Raw genomic sequence first — 20,469 nt, 5'->3', positions numbered from 1 at the left:
AATATATTTAACTAAGAATTAAAATTAATAATCATGGCAAAAGAAACTTACGATCGTTCGAAGCCCCACTTAAACGTTGGTACTATTGGTCACGTAGATCACGGTAAAACAACTTTAACTGCAGCTATCACAAAAGTATTAGCAGATGCAGGATTCTCAGAAGCTAGAGATTTTGATCAAATCGATAACGCACCAGAAGAAAAAGAAAGAGGTATTACAATTAACTCTTCTCACGTAGAATATGCAACAAAAAACCGTCACTACGCACACGTAGATTGTCCAGGTCACGCCGATTATGTAAAGAACATGGTTACAGGTGCTGCTCAAATGGATGGGGCTATTTTAGTAGTAGCTGCAACAGATGGTCCAATGCCACAAACACGTGAGCACATCTTATTAGGTCGTCAAGTAGGTATTCCTCGTATGGTTGTTTTCTTGAATAAAGTTGACATGGTTGATGATGAGGAGTTACTTGAGTTAGTTGAAATGGAAGTAAGAGAATTATTATCTTTCTATGAGTACGATGGAGATAATGGTCCTGTAGTTTCAGGTTCAGCTTTAGGAGCTTTAAATGGTGAAGAGAAATGGGTTAACACTGTTTTAGAATTAATGGCTGCTGTTGATGCATGGATTGAAGAGCCTTTAAGAGAAACTGAAAAGCCTTTCTTAATGCCTATTGAAGATGTATTCTCTATTACTGGTCGTGGTACAGTAGCTACAGGTCGTATTGAAACAGGTATTATTAATTCAGGAGAAGCAGTAGATATTATTGGTATGGGTACTGAGAAGTTAACTTCTACAGTTACTGGTATTGAAATGTTTCGTCAAATCTTAGACAGAGGTGAGGCTGGAGATAATGCTGGTATCTTATTAAGAGGTATTGCTAAAGAAGATATAAAAAGAGGAATGGTAATTTGTAAGCCAGGTTCTGTAACTCCACACGCTAAGTTTAAGGCTGAGGTGTATGTATTGAAAAAAGAAGAGGGTGGACGTCATACTCCATTCCATAATAACTATCGTCCTCAGTTTTATGTACGTACAACTGATGTTACAGGGAATATTTTCTTACCAGATGGTGTAGAAATGGTTATGCCTGGTGATAACTTAACTATAACAGTTGAATTAATTCAACCAATTGCATTAAACTTAGGTTTGCAGTTTGCTATCCGTGAAGGAGGTAGAACTGTAGGTGCAGGTCAGGTTACTGAAATTTTAGACTAATAAATTAGTCTACATTATAAAAAAAGGAGTCTCTTAAGTGAGAGACTCCTTTTAAAATAAAATACGGGCGTAGTTCAGCGGTAGAGCACTGGTCTCCAAAACCAGGTGTCGGGAGTTCGAATCTCTCCGTCCGTGCAAAATATAAGCGAGTTGCGATGTTAAATCACAGCTCGCTAAAAGGATAATAAAATGAATAACTTTATAGAATATATCAAGGGTTCTTTTGAAGAGCTAAATACAAATATGACATGGGCATCTCGTGAAGAGGCTCAAAAGTCAACTGTAGTTGTTGCTGCGTTTACAATTGTTTTTGCTTTAGCGGTAGCAGGAATAGATAAAGTTTTTCAAACGGGGTTAGATAACTTCTTTAAAATGTTTTAATAATGGCTGATTCAGTAATGAAGTGGTATGTAGTTCGAGCTGTTGGGGGTCAAGAAAATAAGGTTAAAACTTATATTGAAACTGAAATTGCTCGATTTGGATTATCTGATTATGTAAGTAAAGTTATTGTTCCTACAGAAAAAGTTATTCAAGTAAGAAACGGAAAGAAAGTTAACAGAGAAAGGGTTTATTTTCCTGGTTATGTAATGGTCGAAGCAAATTTAGCAGGTGAAGTACCTCACGTAATAAAATCAGTAACAGGAGTTATTGGTTTTTTAGGTGAAACAAAAGGAGGAGAGCCTGTACCAATGCGAAAATCAGAGGTAAACCGAATGTTAGGTAAAGTTGATGAACTTTCCGTGAAAGATGAAAACATTGCAATTCCTTTTAATACTGGTGAAACAGTAAAAGTAATTGATGGACCTTTTAATGGTTTCGACGGTACTGTCGAAAAAGTTAACGAGGAGAAGCGTAAGTTAGAAGTAATGGTTAAAATTTTCGGAAGAAAAACACCATTAGAGTTAAACTATATGCAAGTAGAAAAAATATAATCGTTACACCTATATTTAGATGTGTTTAAAGCTTCCATTTTAAACACATCATTAAATCTTAAACAATGGCAAAAGAAGTAAGTAAATTAGTTAAACTACAAGTAAGGGGAGGTGCTGCGAATCCGTCGCCACCAGTTGGACCCGCTTTAGGTGCTGCCGGTGTTAATATCATGGAGTTCTGTAAGCAGTTTAATGCTCGTACACAGGACAAGCAAGGTAAAGTTTTACCTGTTGTGATTACCGTTTATAAAGACAAATCTTTCGAGTTTGTTGTAAAAACACCACCAGCTGCAGTACAATTATTAGAAGCGGCCAAAATTAAGAAAGGTTCAGGTGAACCAAATAGGAAAAAAGTAGCAAGTGTTTCTTGGGATCAAATTCGAGGAATTGCAGAAGACAAAATGGTTGATATGAATGCCTTTGAAGTTGAATCTGCAATGAAAATGATAGCTGGAACCGCTCGTTCTATGGGATTAATCGTGTCAGGTAATGCACCTGCTTAAACTTTAAAATACATTAGAAATGGCAATTACTAGAAAGCAAAAAGAAGCTCGTTCTAAGGTAGATAGCTCTAAAGTTTATAGCTTAAAAGATGCATCAGCCTTGGTTAAAGAAATTACAAATGTAAAATTTGACGCATCAGTTGATTTGGCAGTTCGCTTAGGAGTTGATCCTCGTAAAGCTAATCAAATGGTTCGTGGGGTTGTAACATTACCACATGGAACAGGTAAAGATGTTAAAGTTTTAGCATTAGTTACTCCAGATAAAGAAGCAGAGGCTCAAGCAGCTGGTGCGGATTATGTTGGATTAGATGAATACCTACAGAAAATAAAAGGAGGTTGGACTGATGTTGATGTTATTATTACTATGCCAAGTGTTATGGGTAAATTAGGTCCCTTAGGTCGTGTTTTAGGACCTAGAGGTTTAATGCCTAACCCAAAAACAGGTACAGTAACTATGAACGTTGCAAAAGCAGTACAAGAAGTTAAAGCTGGTAAAATTGACTTTAAAGTTGATAAAACTGGTATTGTACATGCAGCTATTGGAAAAGTATCATTTGATGCTGAGAAAATACAAGAAAATGCAAAAGAGTTAATACAAACGTTAATTAAATTAAAGCCAACAGTAGCTAAAGGAGATTATATAAAGAGTATTTTTATGTCTTCAACTATGAGTCCTAGTGTTGCTGTAGATGAAAAATCTGTATCATAGGGCAGTTAAAACTTTTAATTATGACAAGAGAAGACAAATTACAAGTAATAGAAGATTTAACAGTACGCTTAGCAGATACAAGTACCATCTATTTAGCAGATATTTCTGGCTTAGATGCTGTTACTACATCTAATCTACGTAGAGCTTGTTTTAAAGCAAATGTAGAGCTGGCTGTTGTTAAAAACACATTGCTTTCAAAAGCAATGGAAGCTTCTGATAAAGATTTTGGAGACTTACCAAATGTTTTAAAAGGAAATACTTCAATGATGATTTCTGAGGTGTCAAATGCACCTGCAAAAGTTATCAAAGAGTTTAGAAAAAAATCTGACAAGCCTCTATTGAAAGGAGCTTTTGTTGAAGAGTCGGTTTATGTTGGAGATAACCAATTAGACGCACTAGTTAACATTAAGTCTAGAGAAGAACTTATTGGAGATATTATCTCATTATTACAATCGCCTGCTAAGAATGTTGTTTCAGCATTACAATCAGGTGGAAATAAGTTATCTGGTATATTGAAAACATTATCAGAAAAATAATTTCGCGCACTAATAAACTAAATAATAAAAATTTAAAAAACAATTAAAATGGCAGATTTAAAAGATTTCGCAGAGCAATTAGTTAACTTAACAGTAAAAGAAGTTAATGAATTAGCTGATATTTTAAAAGATGAGTACGGTATTGAGCCAGCAGCAGCAGCAGTAGCAGTAGCAGGTCCAGCAGCAGGAGGTGATGCAGCAGAAGAAAAGACAGAATTTGATGTTATCTTAAAAGCAGCAGGTGCTTCTAAGTTAGCTGTAGTAAAGTTAGTTAAAGAATTAACAGGATTAGGTTTAAAGGATGCTAAAGCTATCGTTGATAGTGCACCAGCTCCAATTAAAGAAGGAGTAACTAAAGATGAAGCAGAAGGTCTTCAAAAATCTTTAGAAGAAGCAGGAGCTGAAGTAGAGCTTAAGTAAGCTATACTCCCGATTTAAAACGGGATAAAACAATTAAGGTTTAGGTACTAGAAACATTTGTTTCTAGTCCTAAACCATTTTGTGTATATATTCGTTCTTTACTTTATTACAATTATATAATTGCAATAATACGACTATAAAGAGCTGATTTTGAGTCAGCAAAGCAATTAAAATTGCATTATTGAAACAAGATAGTTTCAAAAAATAATATTTTTAATTTAAAAATAGCATCTCTTTTGGCAACGATAAACACTACTGAAAGAATTAACTTCGCATCATCGCAATTAGGTACCGATTATCCAGATTTTCTTGATATACAGGTGAAATCTTTCCAAGATTTTTTCCAATTGCAAACCAAAGCTGATGAGCGAGGTGAAGAAGGTTTGTATAAAACCTTTATGGATAACTTTCCGATTACAGATACACGTAATCAATTTGTATTAGAATTTTTAGACTACTTTGTAGATCCACCTAGATATAGCATTCAAGAATGTATTGAAAGAGGATTAACACACAGTGTACCTTTAAAAGCAAGATTAAAGCTTTATTGTACAGATCCTGAACATGAAGATTTTGAAACTATTGTTCAAGATGTTTATTTAGGAACAATTCCTTATATGACTAATTCTGGAACTTTCATCATTAATGGAGCAGAAAGAGTTGTAGTATCACAATTACACCGTTCACCAGGTGTATTTTTTGGTCAATCATTCCACGCAAACGGAACCAAGTTATACTCAGCAAGAGTTATTCCTTTTAAAGGATCTTGGATAGAATTTGCAACAGATATCAATCAAGTAATGTATGCTTATATTGATAGAAAGAAAAAATTACCAGTAACGACGTTATTCAGAGCCATAGGTTTTGAAAGAGATAAAGATATTTTAGAAATTTTTGATTTAGCTGAAGAAGTAAAAGTTTCTAAAGCAGGATTAAAGAAAGTATTAGGGCGCAAATTAGCAGCTAGAGTTTTAAAAACTTGGCATGAAGATTTCGTAGATGAAGATACAGGTGAAGTTGTATCTATTGAGCGTAACGAAATTGTTTTCGACCGTGATACTATCATAGAAAAAGAACATATAGATGAAATAATTGATGCTGGTGCTAAAACTATCTTATTACACAAGGTAGATAATGACATGGCTGATTATGCCATCATCCATAATACATTACAAAAAGATCCTACGAATTCTGAAAAAGAAGCCGTAGAACATGTTTATAGACAATTACGTAATGCTGAGCCGCCAGATGAGGAAACAGCAAGAGGAATTATTGAAAAATTATTTTTCTCTGAGCAACGTTATAGTTTAGGTGAGGTTGGGCGTTTTAGAATGAATACCAAGTTACAGTTAAACGAACCGATTGATCAGAAAGTATTAACAAAGAATGACATTATTACCATTATCAAATACTTAATTGAGTTAATTAATTCAAAAGCAGAAGTAGATGATATAGATCACTTATCAAACCGTCGTGTAAGAACTGTTGGTGAACAATTAGCAGGTCAATTTGGTGTAGGTTTAGCTCGTATGGCTCGTACTATTCGTGAAAGAATGAATGTGCGTGACAATGAAGTATTTACTCCTATTGACTTAATTAATGCGAAGACATTGTCTTCTGTTATTAATTCGTTTTTTGGAACAAATCAGTTATCTCAATTTATGGATCAAACAAATCCATTAGCAGAGATTACTCACAAACGTCGTTTATCAGCATTAGGACCTGGAGGTTTATCTAGAGAAAGAGCAGGATTCGAGGTTCGTGATGTTCACTATACACACTACGGACGTTTATGTCCAATTGAAACTCCTGAGGGACCGAATATTGGATTAATTTCATCTTTAGCAGTTTTTGCAAAGGTTAATAATTTAGGTTTTATCGAAACTCCTTATAAGAAGGTTATTGAAGGAAATGTAGATGTTAATCAAGAGCATATATATTTAAGTGCTGAAGAGGAAGAAGGAATGAAGTTTGCACAGTCTAATTTAGAGGTTAATGCAGCTGGAGATTTTGTTGGAGATAAATTAATTTCAAGAGAAGGAGGTGATTTTCCTGTAGTAATACCTACTGAAATTGATTATATGGATGTTGCTCCTAATCAGATAGCATCTATATCAGCTTCATTAATCCCTTTCTTAGAACATGATGATGCCAACCGTGCATTAATGGGATCGAACATGATGCGTCAAGCAGTTCCATTATTACGCCCAGAATCACCAATTGTAGGTACAGGATTAGAGCGTAGAGTTGCAAAAGATTCTCGTATTTTAATCAATGCTGAAGGTGCAGGTGTAGTTGAGTATGTTGATGCAAATAGAATAAAAATTAAGTATGATAGATCAGAAGAAGAACGTTTAGTAAGTTTTGAGTCAGATGATATCTCATATAACTTAATTAAGTTTAGAAAAACCAATCAAGGTACAAACATTAACTTAAAGCCAATTGTTAAAGTTGGAGATAGAGTGGAAGAAGGTCAAGTACTTTGTGAAGGATATGCAACACAAAAAGGAGAATTAGCTTTAGGAAGAAATATGAAAGTAGCCTTTATGCCTTGGAAAGGGTATAACTTTGAGGATGCAATTGTAATTTCAGAAAAAGTGGTTCGTGAAGATATCTTTACTTCTATTCATATTGATGAATATTCATTAGATGTTCGTGATACAAAATTAGGAGCTGAAGAATTGACAAACGACATTCCTAACGTTTCAGAAGAGGCTACGAAAGACTTAGATGAAAATGGAATGATTCGCATTGGAGCAGAGGTAAATCCAGGCGATATTTTAATTGGTAAAATTACACCAAAAGGAGAATCTGATCCAACACCTGAAGAAAAATTATTAAGAGCTATATTTGGTGATAAAGCAGGTGATGTAAAAGATGCATCATTAAAAGCTTCACCATCATTAAGAGGTGTAGTTATTAATAAGAAATTATTTCAACGTGCTGTAAAAGATAAAAGTAAACGTGCTCGAGATAAAGAAGCTATTGCAACTTTAGAAGCATCATATGTACATAAGTTTGAAGATTTAAAAGATGTATTAATTGAAAAATTATTCAATTTAATCACAGGGAAAACTTCTCAAGGAGTATTTAATGATTTAGGGGAGGAAGTATTACCAAAGGGTAAAAAGTTTACTCAAAAAATGTTAAATTCTGTAGGTGATTTTACACACTTAAATGGTACTTGGACTACTGATAAGGACTTAAATAGATTAGTTGTTGAATTAGTTCATAATTATAAAATTAAAGTTAACGATTTACAAGGAGCTTTACGTCGTGAGAAATTTACGATTTCTGTAGGAGATGAATTACCAGCAGGAATTCTAAAACTTGCAAAAATTTACGTAGCCAAAAAGCGTAAATTAAAAGTAGGTGATAAAATGGCAGGACGTCACGGAAATAAAGGTATTGTTGCTCGTATTGTAAGAGCAGAAGATATGCCTTTCTTAGAAGATGGAACGCCAGTAGATATTGTATTAAATCCATTAGGAGTACCGTCACGTATGAATATTGGTCAGATCTATGAAACAGTTCTTGGATGGGCAGGGCAAAAGTTAGATCAAAAATACGCGACACCAATTTTTGATGGAGCAAATATTGATCAAATTAACGCTTTAACAGATGAAGCTGGAATTCCTCGTTACGGACACACATATTTATATGATGGAGGTACAGGGAAACGATTTGATCAACCAGCAACGGTGGGTATAATTTATATGATTAAGTTAGGTCACATGATTGAAGATAAAATGCATGCGCGTTCTATTGGACCTTATTCATTAATTACACAGCAACCATTAGGAGGTAAAGCTCAATTTGGAGGTCAGCGTTTTGGTGAGATGGAAGTTTGGGCACTTGAAGCATATGGAGCATCAAGTATTTTACGAGAAATCTTAACTGTAAAATCTGATGATGTTTTAGGTAGAGCCAAAACTTACGAGGCAATCGTAAAAGGTGAAACTATGCCAGAACCAGGTTTACCAGAATCATTTAACGTATTAATGCATGAACTGAAAGGTTTAGGTTTAGATGTTAAATTAGAGGAATAACAAACAGTGAAATATCATTAGGTAACCTTTTTAGGTTATCTAATGATAAATCATTTTAAATATACGTCTCATTAGAGGCAAATTTTTTAATTCGAATCCATTACTTATTATGGCAAGAAAGAACGAAAAATACACTGTTAAAAAGTTTAACAAAATTTCAATTGGTTTATCATCACCAGAATCTATTTTAGAGGCATCAAGAGGTGAGGTTTTAAAGCCAGAAACTATAAACTACCGTACACATAAACCAGAAAGAGATGGTTTGTTTTGTGAGCGTATATTCGGTCCTATAAAGGATTATGAATGTGCATGTGGTAAATACAAAAGAATCCGTTATAAAGGAATTATTTGCGACCGATGTGGGGTTGAAGTTACAGAGAAAAAAGTACGTAGAGACAGGGTAGGTCACATTAATTTAGTAGTACCAGTAGCACATATATGGTATTTTAGATCATTACCTAACAAAATGGGGTACCTTTTAGGCTTACCTTCTAAGAAGTTAGATATGATTATTTACTACGAACGTTATGTAGTAATTCAACCAGGTGATGCTAAAACTGTTGATGGAGAACCGTTACAAAAAATGGACTTCTTAACAGAAGAAGAGTATTTAGATATTTTAGATACACTTCCTCAAGAAAATATGTATTTAGATGATACAGATCCTACCAAGTTTATTGCTAAAATGGGAGCTGAGTGTTTAATTGATTTATTAGAAAGAATTGATTTAGATTCATTATCATTTGAATTACGACATAAAGCAAATACCGAAACTTCTAAACAGCGTAAAAACGAAGCATTAAAACGTTTAAACGTTGTAGAAGCTTTTAGAGATTCTCAGAAAAATAGAGAAAATAACCCTGAGTGGATGATTATGAAAGCGGTGCCAGTTATACCGCCTGAATTACGTCCATTAGTACCCTTAGATGGAGGTCGTTTTGCTACTTCAGATTTAAATGATTTATATCGTCGTGTAATTATCCGTAACAATCGTTTAAAGCGATTAATGGAAATTAAAGCACCTGAGGTTATTTTACGTAATGAGAAACGTATGTTACAAGAATCAGTAGATTCTTTATTTGATAATACACGTAAATCATCTGCAGTAAAAACAGAATCTAACAGACCATTAAAATCTTTATCTGATAGTTTAAAAGGTAAACAAGGTCGTTTTCGTCAAAACTTATTAGGTAAGCGTGTTGATTATTCTGCACGTTCGGTAATTGTTGTTGGACCAGAATTAAAATTATCAGAATGTGGATTGCCAAAAGATATGGCAGCAGAATTATACAAGCCTTTTGTTATTCGTAAATTAATAGAAAGAGGTATTGTTAAAACTGTAAAATCTGCAAAGAAAATTATAGATAGAAAAGAGCCTGTTGTTTGGGATATTTTAGAAAATGTAATTAAAGGACACCCGGTATTATTAAACCGTGCACCTACATTACACCGTTTAGGTATTCAAGCATTTCAACCAAAATTAATTGAAGGAAAAGCAATTAGATTACATCCACTTGCTTGTTCAGCCTTCAATGCCGATTTTGATGGAGATCAAATGGCTGTTCACTTACCATTAGGGCCTGAAGCTATATTAGAAGCTCAAATTTTAATGTTAGGATCTCACAATATTTTAAACCCTGCAAATGGAGCACCTGTAACGGTACCATCTCAGGATATGGTATTGGGTCTGTACTATATGACCAAAGAAAGAAAATCAACTCCTGAAGTTACTATTCAAGGTCAAGGATTAACTTTTTATTCTCCAGAAGAGGTAATTATTGCCTTAAATGAAGAAAGAGTAGATTTAAATGCGGGTATTAAAGTTCGTACAGCAGATGTTGTAGATGGTGAACATGTAACTAGAATTGTAGCAACTACGGTTGGTAGAGTTTTATTTAATCAAGTTGTACCAAAAGAAGCTGGATATATTAATGAGGTTTTAACTAAAAAATCATTAAGAGGAATTATTGGTGATATTCTAAAAGTAACCAATATACCTGCTGTTGGAAATTTCTTAGATGAAATTAAAAATATGGGATATAAATATGCCTTTGAAGGTGGTTTATCATTCTCATTAGGAGATATTATTATTCCGGAAGAAAAAACAGGAATGATTGCTGAAGCAAATAAAGAGGTAGATATTATTGTATCTAACTATAACATGGGAATGTTAACTAACAAAGAACGTTACAATCAGGTAATTGATATTTGGGGATCTACTAATAATAGATTAACAGAATTATCTATGAAACGTTTGCGTGAAGATCAACAAGGGTTTAACTCGGTATTCATGATGCTTGATTCTGGAGCAAGGGGTTCTAAAGAACAAATTCGTCAGTTAACAGGTATGCGTGGATTAATGGCAAAACCTAAAAAATCGACTGCAGGTGGTGGAGAAATTATTGAAAATCCAATTCTTTCTAACTTTAAGGAAGGATTATCGATTTTAGAATATTTTATTTCAACACACGGTGCTCGTAAAGGTTTAGCGGATACGGCATTAAAAACAGCTGATGCAGGTTACTTAACGCGTCGTTTAGTAGATGTATCTCAGGATGTTATTGTAAACGAAATTGATTGTGGTACTTTAAGAGGATTAGAAGTAGCTCCATTAAAGAAAAATGATGAAATCGTTGAATCTTTAAGTGATAGAATTACAGGACGTACGTCTTTACAAGATGTGTATGCACTTAACAGTGATGAAATTATTGTTGAATCGGGTGAATTAATTACATCTAAATTAGCTGATAAAATTCAAGCAGCTGGTATTGATAAAGTAGAGGTTCGTTCAGCATTAACATGTGAATCAGAAAGAGGTATTTGTGAAAAATGTTATGGACAATCTTTATCAACAGGTAATAAAGTTCAAAGAGGTGAAGCTGTAGGAGTAATTGCAGCACAGTCTATTGGAGAACCTGGTACACAGTTAACTTTACGTACTTTTCACGTTGGAGGAGTTGCAGGTAACATATCTGAAGATAATAAGTTATTTGCTAAATTTGATGGTAAGGTAAAAATAGAAGATTTGCGTACTGTAAAAGCAAAAGATAACGATGGAAAAGAAACTGAAATTGTTATTTCTCGTACAGCAGAAATTAAAATTATAGATAAAAAAACTGACATTGTATTAAGTACAAATATCATTCCTTATGGATCAATTATCTTTAACAAAGATATGAAAGCTATAAAGAAAGGAGAAGCTATTTGTCAATGGGATCCATTTAATGGAGTTATCGTATCAGAGTTTGGTGGAAAGGTTAAGTTTGAAAATTTAGAGCAAGGTATAAATTATACTGTTGAAATTGATGAGCAAACAGGTTTCCAAGAAAAAGTAATGATTGATTCAAAAAATAAAAAAATTATTGCTTCTTTAATTATTGAAGATGCTGATGGTAATGCATTACGTTCATATAGTTTACCTGTAGGTGCTCATTTAATGATTAATGATGGTGATAATGTAGAATCGGGTCATACTTTAGTTAAAATACCACGTAAGTCTGGTAAAGCTGGAGATATTACGGGAGGTCTACCACGTGTAACAGAATTATTTGAAGCTCGTAATCCATCAAATCCGGCGGTTATTGCTCAGATTGATGGGGTTGTATCTTTTGGAAAAATTAAAAGAGGTAATCGTGAAATTATTATTGAATCTAAAACAGGTGATATTACTAAATATTTAGTGAAATTATCTAATCAAATTTTAGTTCAAGAAAATGATTTTATTAAAGCGGGTATGCCTTTATCGGATGGAGCAACTACTCCAATAGATATTTTAAATATTAAAGGGCCTTCAGCAGTACAAGAGTACTTGGTTAACGAAATTCAAGAAGTATATCGTTTACAAGGGGTGAAAATTAATGATAAGCATTTCGAAGTAGTAGTACGTCAAATGATGCGTAAAGTTAGAATTATTGATTCGGGAGATACTTTACTTCTAGAAAATCAATTAGTCCACAAAAACGACTTTATTAAAGATAATGATGCTATATACGGAATGAAAGTTGTTGAAGAGGCAGGAGATTCTGAGAATTTAAAACCAGGTCAAATTATTTCAGCTCGTCAATTAAGAGATGAAAATTCAATTTTACGTAGAGCAGATAAAAATTTAGTTTCAGCTCGTGAAGCACAACCAGCAACAGCTGAACAAGTGTTGCAAGGTATTACAAGAGCTTCGCTACAAACGAAGTCATTTATATCAGCTGCTTCATTCCAAGAAACTACTAAAGTATTAAATGAAGCCGCGGTTAATGGAAAAATTGATACCTTAGAAGGATTAAAGGAAAATGTAATAGTAGGTAAACGTATACCTGCAGGTACAGGAATGAGATCTTACGATAATCAAATTGTAGGCCCTATAGATGAGATGGAGAGAAATTTATAATTTATAAAACAATGTAATGGCTTCTATATTTTAGAGGCCATTTTTTTACTTTTTATTATGGATAACAAAGAAGCACAATTAAATATTGAATTAGATCAAGATATTGCTGAAGGAACCTATAGTAATTTAGCAATAATAAATCACTCAGTATCAGAGTTTATTGTTGACTTTATTAATATAATGCCTGGTATACCTAAAGCTAAAGTAAAATCAAGAATTATTTTAACACCGCAGCATGCTAAAAGACTTTCTAAGGCTTTAGCTGAAAACGTACGTAAGTTTGAACACGCTAATGGTGAAATTAAAGACTATGAACAAGTTCCAATACCAATGAATTTTGGAGGAACGACAGGTGAAGCTTAAAAAAACACATCCTTAAGGATGTGTTTTTTTTATAAAAAGATGTTTTTATCTTTTATAAAATAGTAATATCTTTGTATAAAAAAAGTATGTTTTCAAAATCTTGTGAATATGGTTTAAGAGCTGCTATTTATATAGCAGAACAATCTATTTTAAATAATAAAGTAGGTTTGAAAGAGATAGCAAATGCTATTAACTCACCAGAACCATTTACAGGTAAAATTTTACAAATATTAACAAAAAATAATATTGCAAGTTCCTTAAAAGGACCACACGGAGGTTTTTTTATAGAGCAAATAAATCTAAAAAAAATAAAGTTAAGTAGTATTGTATCAGTATTAGATGGTGATAATATTTATACAGGATGTGCTTTAGGATTAAAGCAATGTGATCATAATTCTCCTTGTCCTTTACATACAAAATTTATCGAAATAAGAGAACGTTTAAGAGTAATGTTAGAAGAAAATACATTGTATGATATTTTATATACTCAAGGTAAAAAAAATATTTTTTGGTTAAAAAGATAACCAATAATTAAAAACTTAATTAAGTAAAAGATAAAAACATCTTTTTATATTTTATGTAATTTTAAAAAATCATCAAAAAATAGTTAATTAAATGGTTGAAAAATTAAAGCTAATTAAATATAAAATTATCAAATAATAAAACTTATGAATATTAATAAAAACACCTTAGTGTCTGATATTGTTGCCGATAACTATAAAACAGCAACAATTTTTAAAAATCATAAAATTGATTTTTGTTGTAATGGAAATAGAGGTCTTGCAACCGTAGCTTTAGAAAGTTCAATTACTACAGATGAATTAATGAATGAATTAAAAGCTATTGATAATAAAGCTGTTTCTACAACAGATTATCAAAATTGGGAACTCGATTTTATGAGCGATTATATTTATAATACGCATCATTTATATGTAGAAAAACAAATTCCAGAAATTTTATATTATTTAGATAAAATTTGTAACGCTCACGCCAATAAGCACCCAGAATTATTAGAAATACGAACGCTTTTTAATCAAAGTGCTGCTGATTTAACAATGCACATGAAAAAAGAGGAACTTATTTTATTTCCGTTCATAAAAAAAATAGCAAAGGCTCAAAAAAATAACACTAAACTTGATACACCTCCTTTTGGAACGATAAATAATCCAATCAATAAAATGCATCATGACCACGATAATGAAGGAGATCGTTTTCGAAAAATAGCCGAATTATCAAACAATTATACCATTCCTAAAGGTGGTTGTACTTCCTATAAAGTTGCCTTTGCTCTGCTAAAAGATTTTGAAGAAGACCTTCATAAACACATTCATTTAGAAAATAATATTTTATTTAAAAAAGCAATATTACTAGAAACAACACTTAATAATAAGTAATTATGAGAAAAATTTGGACATGGTTCATAGCCGTAGTAACACTATCGTTTGTAGCCTTAATTTGGGTAGGAACGGAAGTTTATCAAACACAACCGCCAATACCTGATTTAGTAACCGTTAAAAATACGGACCAGGTCGTTTATACAAAAAAAGATATTCAAATAGGACAAAATGTTTGGGAATCAATAGGAGGAATGGAAGTAGGTTCTATCTGGGGACACGGTAGTTATGTAGCGCCAGACTGGTCGGCTGATTGGATTCATAAAGAAGCCATATTTCTATTAAATTATTGGGCAAATAAAGATTTTAATACACTATATGATGCTTTAAATGTAGAACAAAAAGCGGCTCTAAAAGCACGATTAATTAAAGATATTAAAACCAATACGTTTAATCCTGAAAATGGTGAAATTAAAATATCAGCAGAAAGACTACTCGCAATTAAAGAAAATTCAAAACACTATGCAGCTATTTTTTCTGATGGATACGAAAAATACGCCATTCCGAAAGGAGCTTTAACAGATGTTGATAAACTAAGTAAGTTAAATGCATTTTTATTTTGGACATCGTGGGCGGCAAGTACCAATAGACCCAATAAAGAATATACCTATACGTCAAACTGGCCTCATGAGCCATTAATTGATAACACAATTACAGCAGATTCTCAATTATGGTCAGGTTTTTCAGTGGTATTACTGATTTTATTTATAGGGCTTTTAACTTACTATTATATTGTAAATCATGAAAAAGGCGAAGCAATTACAAAGCCAAAATCAGATCCGTTATTGAATATGAAAATGTTTAAATCGCAAAAAGCAGTATTAAAATACTTTATTGTTATTTCATTATTAATAGTACTTCAAGTTATATTAGGTATTGTAACGGTGCATTATACAGTAGAAGGACAAGCCTTTTTTGGCTTTAATTTATCTGAGTTTTTACCATATTCAGTAACCCGAACTTGGCACACCCAATTAGCTGTTTTTTGGATAGCAGCCACTTGGTTAGCTACAGGGTTATTTTTAGCACCAATGATTAGCGGAAAAGAAATGAAATATCAAGTATTTGGTATTAACTTTTTATTTGTTGCTTTATTGATAATCGTACTAGGTTCTATGTTGGGAGAATGGTTAGGAATTCATCAATTTTTAGATTTAACAACCAATTTTTTCTTCGGACACCAAGGATATGAATACATGGATTTAGGTCGTTTCTGGCAAATATTTTTAGCAATCGGTTTAGTTTTATGGATGTTTATGGTTGGAAGACACGTACTGTATGGAATCCGTAATAAAGACGATTCTAAACATTTATTAATCATTTTATTAATTGCGGTAATTGCTATTGGTATGTTCTTTTTTTCAGGGTTAATGTATGGAGAAAATAGTACATTACCTGTTATAAATTACTGGCGTTGGTGGTTGGTACATTTATGGGTAGAAGGTTTTTTTGAAGTATTTGCAACTGTAATAATTGCGTATATTTTTTCAAGAATGAAAGTAATATCAATGAAAACAGCTGGAAAATTATCCGTAGCATCGGCAACTATTTTTTTATCAGGAGGAATTATTGGAACGCTTCATCATTTATATTATTCAGGAACACCCGTACAAGCCATCGCTTTAGGAGCAACTTTCAGTGCATTAGAAGTAGTTCCCTTAACTTTAATGGGGTTTGAAATTCGTGAAAATTGGAATTTATTAAAAGGAAATAACTGGATACAGCGTTATAAATGGCCAATATACTTCTTTATATCGGTAGCATTTTGGAATATGTTAGGTGCAGGAGTTTTTGGATTTTTAATTAATCCGCCAATTGCCTTGTATTATATTCAAGGATTAAACACAACAGCCGTACACGCACATGCTGCATTATTTGGGGTTTATGGAATGTTAGGAATGGGCTTTATTTTGATTTGTTTGCGTTTTTATTCTGATGAATTATGGAATGAAAAACTCATCAGAAATTCATTTTGGCTTTTAAATATCGGGTTAATTTTGATGATTGTTTTAAGTTTACTTCCCGTAGGAATAATTCAGGCATATACATCAATTACAAAAGGATATTCTTTTGCAAGAGATGCTGAACTATTATACAGTCCAATTGTGCAAACTTTAAAATGGATGCGAATGATTGGTGATACAGTATTTTCAGTAGGAATTGCTTATTTCTGTTGGTTTGTTATAAAAGCAACTATTAGTGCTTTAAAAATAAATCAAAAATAAAATTAGACACCTGTTTAAATTTCATCTGAAAAAAATATTACAGAAAAATAAGAAATTAAATCTGTTAACCTAAATTTTAAATAGGCTCTAAGAATATAAAATGAAAAACTCAAAAGTTAATACTTTTGAGTTTTTTTTATGAAAGATAATTATAATTGCTAAAAATAATCAATAAAAATAGCTTTTATAATCCTTTTGATATTTTTTCTAATTCGCTAATATTTAAAATAAAAACTTCTTTTCCTTTTAAATCGATTAATTTTTTCTTTTTAAATTCAGATAATAATCGAATAGCAGATTCTGTTGCTGTACCAATAATATTGGCAATATCTTCACGAGATAGAGGTATATCTAAAGCTCCTTTTTCATTTTTAGAAAATTTTTGATCAAGGCTTAATAACATTGTAGCTAAACGTTGTTTTACCGTTTTTTGAGCCATATCAACAATAAAATTGTCAGCATTTTTAAGATAAGAGGCCATATTTTTAAGAACATCCATGGTAAATTTAGGATTTGTTTCTAAGTCTTTAACAATTTCATCTTTAGGAATGAAGCAAATTTCCATATCATTAATAGCAATTGCTTTTAAATTAGATGCTTCATCAGTTATCAAACTACGTTCACCAAGTAAATCTCCTTTTTGAACGAGATTTACAATTTGATCTCTACCATTATCGCTCATCTTAGAAACTTTACAAATACCACTTTTAATACAATAAACGCCATTTATATGTTCGCCTTCTTCAAATAAAACAGCTCCTTTTTTTATTATTTTAGATGTTTTACAACCTGCAATTCTAATCAATTCATTTTTTGTGAGTGATTTTAAGGAATTAAATTGACGAATAATACATTGTTCACATTTACTCATAATAGTACCCGATTAGTCTCATACAAAGATAATAAAAAGCTGACATATATCATGTTTTAATAACAGTTCTTATAAGACCTTTGCACTAGGCAAACGAGTAAATATGGAAAACGCAAAATGTTTTCATTGTGGTAACGAGTGTGATACCGAAACCATCACTATTAAAGAGAAATCTTTTTGTTGTAATGGTTGTAAAACGGTTTTTGAAATTTTTTCAGAAAATGATTTAACCTGTTACTATGATTTTCAAAACAATCCTGGAGCAATTCCAGAAGAAATTCAAGGAAAATATGATTTCCTTGATAATGAGTTGATTACTAGTAAACTGTTAGAGTTTAACGATGGTGATTTGCATGTTGTTAATTTATATATACCTCACATACATTGTAGTTCTTGTATTTGGGTATTAGAAAACTTGCATAAATTACAACGAAATATCAGTTCGGCACAAGTTGATTTTCCTAAAAAAACAGTTCGAATTACTTATAATTCAGAAATTATTTCTTTAAAAGAAATTGTTTTATTATTGAGTTCTATTGGATATGAACCGTATATCAGCTTAGAAGATTACGAAGTAGGTAAAAAGAAAGTTGACCGAAGTTTAATTTATAAATTAGGAATTGCAGGTTTTGCTTTCGGAAATGTGATGTTTTTATCGTTTCCAGAATATTTTGAAGTAACTGGCTTTTGGTTAGAACAATACAAAGGAATATTCCGTTGGTTGATGTTTTTCTTTTCATTACCTGTAGTTTTTTATGCTGCGCAGGATTATTTTATTTCGGCATATAAAGGATTACGAGCTAAAATTTTAAATATTGATGTTCCGATTGCTTTAGGAGTTGCTGTTTTATTTATCCGAAGTACTGCTGAAATTATTTTTGATCTCGGAACTGGTTTTTTCGATAGTTTAACAGGCTTAGTTTTCTTCTTATTATTAGGGAAGTTTTTTCAACAGAAAACCTATAATTTCTTGTCATTTGAACGCGATTATAAATCCTATTTTCCCATTGCGGTAACCCGAATTTCATCCGAAGGAAAAGAAGAAAATGTACAAATTTATGATATTGAAAAAGGCGATAGATTATTAATCAGAAATCAAGAATTAATTCCTGTTGATGGAATTTTAATCAACGGAAATGCAAAAATCGATTACAGTTTTGTTACAGGTGAAGCAGTTCCTGTAGTTAAAAAATCGGGCGATAAATTATTTGCAGGAGGAAAGCAATTATCGGGAGTTATAGAAATGGAAGTTTTAAGTTCGGTTTCGCAAAGTTATTTAACACAATTGTGGAGTAATGATGTCTTTAAAAAAGATAAAAACTCATCATTTAAAACATTAACAGATAGCATAAGTCAAAATTTTACAGTTACCGTTTTAATAATTGCTTTTGTTGCTACCGCATTTTGGCTGTATTATGATGCTAGCAAAGCATTAAACGTATTTACCGCTGTGTTAATTATTGCGTGTCCGTGTGCTATCGCTTTAGCAGCTCCGTTTACTTTAGGAAATATGCTTCGTATTTTTGGGAAGAAGAAATTCTACTTAAAAAATGCCACTATTGTAGAACAATTGGCGGCAATTGATACTGTTATTTTTGATAAAACAGGAACACTTACAACAAGTAAAGAAAATCAAATTGATTATAAAGGAAGCGAATTATCATCCGAAGAAAAAGCAATATTAAAAAGTGCTTTACGAGCTTCAAATCATCCGTTAAGCAGAATGTTATACGGTTTTTTATCAGCAGAAATGTTGCCTGTTGATAGTTTTAAAGAGTACACAGGAAAAGGAATTGAAGCTAGATGTAAAGGAATAGATGTAAAAATTGGTTCGTCATCTTTTGTGAATAACACCAAAGAAAAACTTAATTTAGATACTTCTGTACATATTAGTTTTGATGGAATTTATAAAGGAAAGTATGTTTTTAAAAATGCTTACAGAAATGGCGTAAAAAGTTTGTTTTCTGAATTAAATACAAATTATAATTTGGCAGTTGTTTCTGGTGATAACGAAGGAGAAAAACAGTATTTAGAAGCTTTATTACCTAAAAACACTTCTTTTTTATTTAATCAAAAACCAGAAGATAAATTAAATTACGTTGAAAATCTACAAAATAAAGGGCAAAGCGTAATTATGATTGGTGATGGTTTAAATGATGCAGGGGCGTTGGCACAAAGTAATGTTGGTATTTCATTATCAGAAAATATTAATGTGTTTTCTCCTGCTTGTGATGCTATTTTAGATGCTTCAAAATTTAATGAAATTTCAGGATACATAAAAGTATCAAAAAAAGCAATCAAAATAATTAAGTATAGTTTTATACTATCATTATGTTATAATTTAATTGGATTATATTTTGCAACAACAGGACAATTAAAACCTGTAATTGCAGCAATATTAATGCCTTTAAGTTCTATTAGTATTGTTTTGTTTACAACGATTGCAACAAATTTAGTAGGAAAAAAAATAAAATAATTTAAAAGATAACTATTATGAAAGTAGCCTCATTTTTAGAAGATATTAAGTTTAATGCAGATAAGCCATTAGTATCATTATTATTAGATACTGATTTTTCAAAAGAAATACGTGTTGTCTTTAAAAAAGGGCAAACTATGGAAGATCATCAAGCACCTTTTGCAATAATTGTTCAGGTGATAAAAGGTGCTATTAATTTTGGTGTTGATAACGAAATAAAACAATTAAATACAGGTGATTTAATTTCGTTAAAACCTCAGGTAGTTCATAATTTAACAGCTTTGGATGAAAGTATTGTTCGATTATCTTTATCTAAATCAGATACCTTAAAAAGAGTTGAAAACGTATAATTTTTTATGAAGATAAAAAATTAGATTGATTATATATTT

General features: G+C 31.9%; 16 protein-coding genes and 1 tRNA gene. 16 read left to right on the top strand and 1 reads right to left on the bottom strand.

The features are described from left to right. Positions 1 to 33 precede the first annotated feature (33 nt). The 14 genes from tuf to ACN5J4_RS04155 all read left to right on the top strand — a co-directional run bounded on the left by tuf (position 34) and on the right by ACN5J4_RS04155 (position 16,733). Positions 34 to 1,221, top strand: coding sequence for an elongation factor Tu (gene tuf, locus ACN5J4_RS04220; RefSeq protein ID WP_418650910.1), 1,188 nt, complete (start codon positions 34 to 36; stop codon positions 1,219 to 1,221). 63 nt (positions 1,222 to 1,284) lie between these two features. Then, positions 1,285 to 1,356: transfer RNA gene (locus ACN5J4_RS04215), tRNA-Trp, on the top strand. 54 nt (positions 1,357 to 1,410) lie between these two features. Beyond that, positions 1,411 to 1,602 (top strand): preprotein translocase subunit SecE, encoded by a 192-nt coding sequence (gene secE, locus ACN5J4_RS04210; protein ID WP_303526229.1) that lies wholly within the window; start codon positions 1,411 to 1,413, stop codon positions 1,600 to 1,602. Between the two features lie 2 nt (positions 1,603 to 1,604). Continuing rightward, complete coding sequence (gene nusG / locus ACN5J4_RS04205; protein WP_418650909.1) at positions 1,605 to 2,153, top strand: transcription termination/antitermination protein NusG; 549 nt, start codon at positions 1,605 to 1,607, stop codon at positions 2,151 to 2,153. Positions 2,154 to 2,218: 65 nt separating this feature from the next. Next, positions 2,219 to 2,656, top strand: coding sequence for a 50S ribosomal protein L11 (gene rplK / locus ACN5J4_RS04200; protein ID WP_418650908.1), 438 nt, complete (start codon positions 2,219 to 2,221; stop codon positions 2,654 to 2,656). Between the two features lie 19 nt (positions 2,657 to 2,675). Continuing rightward, positions 2,676 to 3,365 carry a 50S ribosomal protein L1 gene (gene rplA, locus ACN5J4_RS04195; protein ID WP_418650907.1) on the top strand — a complete coding sequence of 230 codons (690 nt, stop codon included), beginning with the start codon at positions 2,676 to 2,678 and terminating at the stop codon, positions 3,363 to 3,365. 20 nt (positions 3,366 to 3,385) lie between these two features. Then, positions 3,386 to 3,901 carry a 50S ribosomal protein L10 gene (gene rplJ / locus ACN5J4_RS04190; RefSeq protein WP_418650906.1) on the top strand — a complete coding sequence of 172 codons (516 nt, stop codon included), beginning with the start codon at positions 3,386 to 3,388 and terminating at the stop codon, positions 3,899 to 3,901. A gap of 48 nt (positions 3,902 to 3,949) precedes the next feature. Then, positions 3,950 to 4,321, top strand: coding sequence for a 50S ribosomal protein L7/L12 (gene rplL, locus ACN5J4_RS04185; protein ID WP_233883611.1), 372 nt, complete (start codon positions 3,950 to 3,952; stop codon positions 4,319 to 4,321). Between the two features lie 236 nt (positions 4,322 to 4,557). Continuing rightward, positions 4,558 to 8,370 carry a DNA-directed RNA polymerase subunit beta gene (rpoB, locus tag ACN5J4_RS04180; protein ID WP_418650905.1) on the top strand — a complete coding sequence of 1,271 codons (3,813 nt, stop codon included), beginning with the start codon at positions 4,558 to 4,560 and terminating at the stop codon, positions 8,368 to 8,370. A 109-nt stretch (positions 8,371 to 8,479) separates the two neighbouring features. Beyond that, a complete protein-coding gene (rpoC, locus tag ACN5J4_RS04175; RefSeq protein WP_418650904.1) occupies positions 8,480 to 12,751 on the top strand; it encodes a DNA-directed RNA polymerase subunit beta' in 4,272 nt (1,423 codons plus the stop codon). Between the two features lie 57 nt (positions 12,752 to 12,808). After that, the gene (locus ACN5J4_RS04170; protein ID WP_418650903.1) at positions 12,809 to 13,114 is read left to right on the top strand and encodes a DUF3467 domain-containing protein; all 306 of its coding nucleotides are present in this window, start codon (positions 12,809 to 12,811) and stop codon (positions 13,112 to 13,114) included. 86 nt (positions 13,115 to 13,200) lie between these two features. Next, a complete protein-coding gene (locus tag ACN5J4_RS04165; RefSeq protein WP_418650902.1) occupies positions 13,201 to 13,638 on the top strand; it encodes an RrF2 family transcriptional regulator in 438 nt (145 codons plus the stop codon). 144 nt (positions 13,639 to 13,782) lie between these two features. Beyond that, entirely contained in the window at positions 13,783 to 14,508 is a 726-nt protein-coding gene (gene ric / locus ACN5J4_RS04160) for an iron-sulfur cluster repair di-iron protein (protein WP_418650901.1), read from the top strand. Between the two features lie 2 nt (positions 14,509 to 14,510). Then, entirely contained in the window at positions 14,511 to 16,733 is a 2,223-nt protein-coding gene (locus ACN5J4_RS04155) for a nitric-oxide reductase large subunit (RefSeq protein ID WP_418650900.1), read from the top strand. Between the two features lie 184 nt (positions 16,734 to 16,917). On the opposite strand, the gene ACN5J4_RS04150 is transcribed toward ACN5J4_RS04155, so the two are convergent. Next, complete coding sequence (locus ACN5J4_RS04150) at positions 16,918 to 17,604, bottom strand: Crp/Fnr family transcriptional regulator (RefSeq protein ID WP_418650899.1); 687 nt, start codon at positions 17,602 to 17,604, stop codon at positions 16,918 to 16,920. Between the two features lie 103 nt (positions 17,605 to 17,707). Here ACN5J4_RS04150 and ACN5J4_RS04145 point away from each other — a divergent pair, with 103 nt between their 5' ends. Together ACN5J4_RS04145 and ACN5J4_RS04140 are read left to right on the top strand one after the other, a co-directional pair. Then, complete coding sequence (locus ACN5J4_RS04145) at positions 17,708 to 20,080, top strand: heavy metal translocating P-type ATPase (RefSeq protein ID WP_418650898.1); 2,373 nt, start codon at positions 17,708 to 17,710, stop codon at positions 20,078 to 20,080. A 17-nt stretch (positions 20,081 to 20,097) separates the two neighbouring features. Continuing rightward, on the top strand, positions 20,098 to 20,430 hold the full coding sequence (locus ACN5J4_RS04140) for an AraC family ligand binding domain-containing protein (protein WP_418650897.1): 333 nt from the start codon (positions 20,098 to 20,100) through the stop codon (positions 20,428 to 20,430). The last annotated feature ends 39 nt before the right edge of the window (positions 20,431 to 20,469 follow it).

Origin of the sequence: Tenacibaculum aestuariivivum, assembly GCF_964507685.1 — a bacterium.
Lineage (GTDB): Bacteria > Bacteroidota > Bacteroidia > Flavobacteriales > Flavobacteriaceae > Polaribacter > Polaribacter aestuariivivum.
This window is presented reverse-complemented; position numbering and strand designations above follow the sequence as displayed.